Origin of the sequence: Pseudomonas sp. NPDC088429 (assembly GCF_044753305.1) — a bacterium.
Taxonomy (GTDB): domain Bacteria; phylum Pseudomonadota; class Gammaproteobacteria; order Pseudomonadales; family Pseudomonadaceae; genus Aquipseudomonas; species Aquipseudomonas rustica.
Map to the genome: position 1 here is coordinate 313,942 of NZ_JBIVMX010000001.1, position 7,069 is coordinate 321,010.

Annotated in this window: 5 protein-coding genes; 4 read left to right on the forward strand and 1 reads right to left on the reverse strand. The window is 59.1% G+C overall.

Annotated features, from left to right (window positions below):
* Positions 1–65 precede the first annotated feature (65 nt).
* From ACIP66_RS01590 to ACIP66_RS01600, 3 genes are all read left to right on the forward strand, one after another.
* Positions 66–1,712 carry a GMC family oxidoreductase gene (locus ACIP66_RS01590; RefSeq protein WP_400644674.1) on the forward strand — a complete coding sequence of 549 codons (1,647 nt, stop codon included), beginning with the start codon at positions 66–68 and terminating at the stop codon, positions 1,710–1,712.
* A gap of 160 nt (positions 1,713–1,872) precedes the next feature.
* Positions 1,873–3,495, forward strand: a complete 1,623-nt coding sequence (locus tag ACIP66_RS01595; RefSeq protein ID WP_212549214.1) for an MFS transporter — start codon at positions 1,873–1,875, stop codon at positions 3,493–3,495.
* 292 nt (positions 3,496–3,787) lie between these two features.
* On the forward strand, positions 3,788–6,001 hold the full coding sequence (locus ACIP66_RS01600; RefSeq protein WP_400644677.1) for a C1 family peptidase: 2,214 nt from the start codon (positions 3,788–3,790) through the stop codon (positions 5,999–6,001).
* Here ACIP66_RS01600 and ACIP66_RS01605 read toward each other — a convergent pair.
* Complete coding sequence (locus ACIP66_RS01605; protein WP_159815188.1) at positions 5,998–6,366, reverse strand: DUF427 domain-containing protein; 369 nt, start codon at positions 6,364–6,366, stop codon at positions 5,998–6,000. The two genes, ACIP66_RS01600 and ACIP66_RS01605, sit on opposite strands and share 4 nt — an antisense overlap.
* A gap of 344 nt (positions 6,367–6,710) precedes the next feature.
* On the opposite strand from ACIP66_RS01605, the gene ACIP66_RS01610 reads away from it, so the two are divergent.
* Positions 6,711–7,069: helix-turn-helix domain-containing protein (locus ACIP66_RS01610; RefSeq protein WP_400644712.1), on the forward strand; the 359-nt coding region annotated here is incomplete at its 3' end.

Below are 7,069 nucleotides of genomic sequence, written 5' to 3' on the forward strand. Positions count from 1 at the left end.
CATTCTTTTGACGAAAGCTAACAACTAGAGTGTCCGACAACAAAAACAATAAGTGAGGTCAGGGAATGCAGACTTCCCTCGATGAATTCGACTACATCGTGGTCGGCGCCGGCCCCGCCGGGTGCTTGCTGGCCAATCGGCTGTCGGCTGATCCGCAGCAGCGCGTGTTGCTGCTCGAAGCCGGCGGACGCGACAACTATGCGTGGATTCACATTCCTGTGGGTTACCTGTTCTGCATCGGTAATCCGCGCACCGACTGGTGCTTCAAAACCGAACAACAAGCCGGCCTCAATGGCCGCGCGCTGAGCTATCCGCGCGGCAAAGTGCTGGGCGGCTGCTCGTCGATCAACGGCATGATTTACATGCGCGGCCAGGCCAACGACTACGACGGCTGGGCGGCCGAGGGCAATCCGGGCTGGGCCTGGAACGACGTGCTGCCGCTGTTCAAACAGAGCGAAAACCACTTTGCCGGCGCCGCTGATTTTCACGGTGCCAAGGGCGAATGGCGGGTCGAACAACAGCGCTTGTCGTGGCCGATTCTCGATGCGTTTCGCAGTGCGGCGGAACAGAGCGGCATCGCCAGCATCGATGACTTCAATCAGGGCGACAACGAGGGTTGCGGCTACTTTCAGGTCAATCAGAAATCCGGCGTGCGCTGGAACGCGGCGAAGGCGTTTCTGAAACCGGTACGCGACCGGGCGAACCTGACGGTGCTGACTGGGGTTGAGGTGGATCGTGTCCTGCTGGAGAACGGTCGCGCCTCAAAAGTCAGTGCGCGGCATGAAGGTCAGGTCAAACAGTTCAAGGCGCGCAAAGAGATCGTGTTGTGCGCCGGTTCGGTCGGTTCACCGAGCATTTTGCAGCGCTCCGGAATTGGCCCGCGACCGCTGCTTGAACGCCTTGGTATCGGCGTGATTCATGAGTTGCCGGGCGTCGGCGGCAATCTGCAGGATCACCTGCAACTGCGGCTGATCTACAAGCTGGAAAACGCGCGCACCCTGAATCAGATCGCCGGCAGTGTGTTGGGCAAGATGGGCATGGGTCTGCGTTATTTGTATGACCGCAGTGGGCCGCTGTCGATGGCGCCGAGTCAGTTGGGCGCGTTTGCGCGTTCGGGGCCGGAGCAGACCTCGGCGAATCTGGAATATCACGTGCAACCGTTGTCGCTGGAGCGCTTTGGCGAGCCGTTGCACAGCTTTCCCGCGTTTACTGCTTCTGTCTGCGATCTGCGTCCGCAGAGTCGTGGGCGAATTGAAATTCGTTCAACGGATCCGCAGGAAGCGCCACTGATTCAACCCAACTACCTTAGTCATCCAGAGGATTTGCGTGTGGCGGCGGATGCGATTCGTCTGACCCGGCGGATCGTCAGCGCCCCGGCCCTGCAAGCGTTCAAACCGGTCGAGTATTTGCCGGGTGCGAGTTTGCAAAGTGAAGAAGAATTGCATCAGGCAGCGGCGACGATTGGCACGACGATTTTCCACCCGGTCGGCACCTGTCGGATGGGCAATGACGGTGACGCGGTGGTCGATGCGCAACTACGCGTTCACGGCGTGCCCGGTTTGCGCATCGCCGACGCCTCGATCATGACGCGCATCACCTCGGGCAACACCTGTTCGCCTACGCTGATGATTGCCGAGAAAGCCGCACAACTCATTCTCAACCCAACCACCAAGAGCAGCACCGCAAAACCGGAACTGGCCCAAACCCTGTAGGAGCTGCCGAAGGCTGCGATCTTTTGACTTTGAATTTTTGAAATCAAAACCAAGATCAAAAGATCGCAGCCTGCGGCAGCTCCTACAGGGATATGCGTTTGATTCATGGACATCGAGCATCAGTGGAACAACAAAAACAATCACTGTGAGGGATACCGATATGTCAGAACACGCTCATCCGCTGGCCGCTGCGAGCAGCGCCACAACCAGCAACGACACACAAAAAGTCATCTTCGCTTCATCACTGGGGACGGTGTTCGAGTGGTATGACTTCTTCCTCTACGGCGCCCTCGCGGCGGTGATCAGCAAGCAGTTTTTCGCCGGGGTCAACGACACCACGGCGTTCATCTTTGCGCTGATGGCTTTCGCCGCAGGCTTTATCGTGCGGCCGTTCGGGGCGCTGGTGTTCGGGCGGTTGGGGGACATGATCGGGCGTAAATACACCTTCCTCGCGACGATCATTCTGATGGGCGTGGCGACGTTCTGCGTCGGCCTGCTGCCGACCTACGCCAGCATCGGCATCGCCGCGCCGATCATTCTGGTGGTGCTGCGCATGCTTCAGGGCCTGGCGCTCGGCGGTGAATACGGCGGCGCGGCGACCTACGTGGCGGAACACGCGCCGATCGGCAAACGCGGTTTCCACACCAGCTGGATTCAGTCCACCGCGACCCTCGGCCTGTTGCTGTCGTTGCTCGTCGTGCTCGGTTGCCGCTACTTCACTGGCGATCAGTTTGAAGTGTGGGGCTGGCGCATTCCGTTCCTGCTGTCGATCGTGCTGCTGGGCATTTCCACCTGGATTCGCCTGAGCCTGCACGAGTCGCCGGCCTATCTGAAAATGAAAGAAGAAGGCAAAACCTCCAAGGCGCCGATCCGCGAATCCTTTGGTAAATGGGAAAACCTCAAAGTCGTGCTGATCGCGCTGTTCAGCATCAACGCCGGGCAAGCGGTGACCTTCTACGCAGCGCAGTTTTACGTGCTGTTCTTCCTCACTCAGTTCCTGAAAATGGATCCGGCGGTGGCCAACACCTTGCTGATTATCAGCGTGGTGATCGGTGCACCGTTCTTCATCATTTTCGGCTGGCTGTCGGACAAGGTCGGACGCAAACCGGTGCTGATGCTCGGCCTGCTGCTGGCGACGGCGCTGTACTTCCCGATCTTCAAATCGCTGGCGCACTACGCCAACCCGGCCATCGATCAGGCCAGCCGTCAGGCGCCGATCACGGTGATGGCGGATCCGGCGACCTGCACTTTCCAGTTCGATCCGGTCGGCAAGGCGAAATTCGACAGTCCGTGCGACAAGGCGAAAACCTTCCTGGTCAAGCAAGGCCTGCCCTACTCCAGCGTCGCTGCGCCGGCTGGCAGTGCGATACAAATCAGCGTCGGTGACGTGAAGCTCGACGGCTACGACGAAGCCGCTTTGCGCGGCGCGATCACCCTCGCCGGCTACCCGCAACAGGCCGATGCGCAACAGATCAACAAGCCGATGATTGTCGCGCTGATCGTGGCGCTGATCATTATTTCGGCCATGTGCTACGGGCCGCTGGCGGCGCTGATGGTTGAACTGTTCCCGACGCGCATCCGCTACACCTCGATGTCGCTGCCTTATCACATCGGCAATGGCTGGTTCGGCGGTTTTCTGCCAACGGTGTCGTTTGCGTTGGTGGTGTACACCGGGGATATTTTTTATGGGCTGTGGTACCCGGTGTTGATTACCGGCGTGAGCCTGGTGGTGGGGATGATCTTTTTACGTGAGACCAAAAACATCGACCTCGATAAAAACTAACTCCACCCATTATTTCCCAATAGAAAGAAAACCTGTGGCGAGGGGATTTATCCCCGCTGGGTTGCGAAGCGCCCCCAAAACCTGCAACCAAGGTGTACCTGACACACCGAGTTGAAGGCATTGGGTCTGCTTCGCAACCCATCGGGGATAAATCCCCTCACCACAGGGGCTCAGCTCGGCCATCGCGTTTCGCGCCCACCCGCCAAATCTCGTCTACGATAACCCTCACCCTTTTTAATCCCTGCGGCGCAGGACTGCGTTGGTGACGTGGGGTCGAATCGAGCACTCCATCATGCCCGCCTCCCGCTTCGCCCTCGCGCAAACCACCATCACCCTCGACGCCCGTCCTGATCGCCTCGACCTGCGCGACCGGATCTTCACCGCGCGCGTGCAATCACTGCCCGCCTCGTTCCCGGCAGACGCTGAAGTCAGCAGCCAACTGGCCGATTATCTCGGTCGCGAAATGGTGCTGTACCAAGGCAAGGAAGGCGCCTGCACCGGGTTCGGCCTGTCCGCCGTGATCAACTATTTGCTGTGGCGCCGCGATCGCGATTCGGTGAAAACCAGCCCGCGCCAGCTCTACCATTTGGCCAAGCTCTACGACGAATGGCCTGGCGAGGATTACGCCGGTTCCAGTTGCCGTGGCGCGCTCAAGGGCTGGCACAAGCACGGCGTCTGCGAGAAAAGTCTGTGGCCCTACACCGTCGCCGCCGACGGCTCGGTGCCGGACTTTGAAGCCCCCGCGCCGAACTGGGCGGAAGACGCCGTCACTCGCCCGCTCGGGGTTTATTACCGTGTGGAAAAAGACGACATCACGTCGATGATGGCGGCGCTCTACGAAACCGGCGCGCTGTACGTGTCGGCCAATGTGCATTCCGGTTGGGCACTCAAACCCAAGGCCAACACCAAAGCCTTCCAGAGCACGGCGCAATTGCCGGTGATCAAATGGAACGCCAAGCCTCAGGGCGGCCACGCCTTCGCGCTGATCGGCTACACCCACGATGGATTTATCGTGCAGAACTCCTGGTCGACCGATTGGGGTTACTCGGGTTTTGCGATTCTCACCTACGAGGACTGGCTGGCCAACGGCACCGATGCCTGGGCCGTGGGCCTCGGTGTGCCGATCAGACACGGGGCGATTTCGCGCAATGCGCGGCTCGATAAAGCGCAGGGAGAATCGGTGTTCCGTGATGCCTTGCCGACCTCCAGCGCCAAGCGTGAAGGCGTCTCGCTGTTCTCCGCTGAAGCACCGACAGCCGCCCGCAAAGGCCCGGCCGCACTGACCAACGATCAGGCTTACGGGCTGACCATCGTCATGGAAAACAACGGCAGCATCGGCCCACGCTTGACCGATGTGGAAAACGTGCGCGCCGCTGTTGCGCGCATCGTCCGCGAATCGCCCAAGGCCTGGTTCGACAAACTCCCCGCCGGGCAAAAACCGAAAATTCTGCGCATCGCAATCTACGCCCACGGCGGGCTCAACTCGGAGCAGGATTCGATCAAACGCATTTGCGCGATGGCGCCGTACTTCCTCGAAAACGGCGTCTATCCGCTGTTCATCACTTGGCGCACCGGGGTGCTGGAGACGCTGACCGACATCGTCAAAGATGCCCTGCCCGGCCTGTTTCCAGATTCAGGTGGCTTGGGCGACGTGTTCAAAGTGATCAAGGACAAAGCCACCGAAGGTCTGGATCGCACGGTGGAAATGGCCACGAAAAAACTCGGTGGCGATCAGTGGAGCCAGATGAAGCAGAACGCCGAAGCCGCGTCGGTGGCCGGCTTCACCCCGCGCGGGCTGATTGAAACGGCCGACAATCTGAAAAAACTCACGGCGGATGTCGGCGCCGACAAGATCGAATTGCACCTGATCGGCCACTCCGCCGGCTCGCTGATTAATGGCCACCTGATCCAGTTGCTCTGGGCGAGAGGCCTGACGATTGCGACTTCAACGCTGCTCGCGCCAGCCTGCACGCTCGACTTCGCCAACTCGACCTTCCGCAAAGTCATCGAGGGCGGCGGCCTCAAGCGCAAGGACTTCCACCTGCACATGATGTCGGACAACCGCGAGCAGGATGACAACGTCATCGGTGTCTATCACAAGTCGCTGCTCTATCTGGTGTCGCGCTCCTATGAAGAATTGCAGCGCATGCCGTTGCTCGGCATGGCCAAGAGTCTCGACGGCGCGTATCAGGACTTCAGCAAACCTGATTTGTGCGAGTGGAACATCGCCGCGCAGGACATGACCGTGCAATGGAACAACTTCTACTGGGGCAACAAAATCCCCACAGGTTTTGCCCTGACCGGCAACGGCTTGAGTGCAGAGTCGGCGAAAACCCTGCACCTCTACAACGACGTGAAAATGACCTATGGGCCGGGCACCAAAGCAGACACCTCGCACGGTGGTTTTGATAATGACTTGAACGCGATGACCACCACGCTGAAGACGATTCTGCGGCTCGGCCCCGATGCGAAACTGGATCAGCCGTTTATCGACCTGAACTACTAGGGCTCGGCCTTGATCACTTCGAACTTCACTTGATCGGGGTAGAACGCTACGTAATCGCGGATCGGCGCGACCGAGACTTTGGGGTTTTCGTACGTCCACACGGCGTTGGCGCCTTCGTGTCCGGGGATTTGCAGACTGAAATAACTGGCGTCGCCCTTGTACGGGCAATAACTGGTGTGGTCGGTGCGGGCGAAATACTTTTCGTCGATGTCTTCGCGGGGGACGTAATAGACCGGCGGGTAATTGGCTTCGTTGAGGATCAGCACGTGTGAGGAAGCGGCGACCTGGATGCCGTGGAATTTCACCAGCAGACAACCGACGAGTTGTTCGAGGTTGATGACAGGGCTGGGGCCGGAGGTTTTCATGGGGGTTTCTCCTGAGGACTGCGAAGAGACCGGTTCAGGTATAGCCCAAGTGATGTGTTTGCGGGGGGTGGACAGCCGAACGGCAAGAGCCCCTCACCCCAGCCCTCTCCCAGGGGTAGAGGGAGCAGACCGAGGTGTCTGGCGTCATGCGCCGACCTGGATGTGCTGTGTCGATTATGGATTCCCTACCGATCATTCAAGTCGGTGTACTTCCCCAATATCCCCCAATCAGTCCCCTCTCCCTTTGGGAGAGGGCTAGGGTGGGTAAAGACCGGGTACATCCTTTACGTTTGAGACCGGGGACATGGTTTACAGGTATCAATCATGGTCAGGAGGTGCTGACCATGCCCTGGAATCAAGAGTCCCCAATGGATCAACGAGTGAAGTTAGTCAGCGACTGGCTTGGCGGCAGTTACACCAAGAGCCAATTAAGCCGGCGCTATGGCGTCAGCCGTCCAACCATCGACAAGTGGCTGGAACGATACGCAGCGTTGGGCGTAGATGGCTTGAAAGAGCAATCGCGCAAGCCGTTGAACTGTCCTCATCAAACGCCCGACGAAATCATCGCCAAGTTGCTGGCCAAGAAAAACGAACATCCCGATCGGGGACCCAAACAGATCATTGATCGCCTGCGCGTTTCCGATTCGCATATCCAATGGCCGGCGGCGAGTACCGCCGGGGAGTGGCTGAAGAAAGCTGGTTT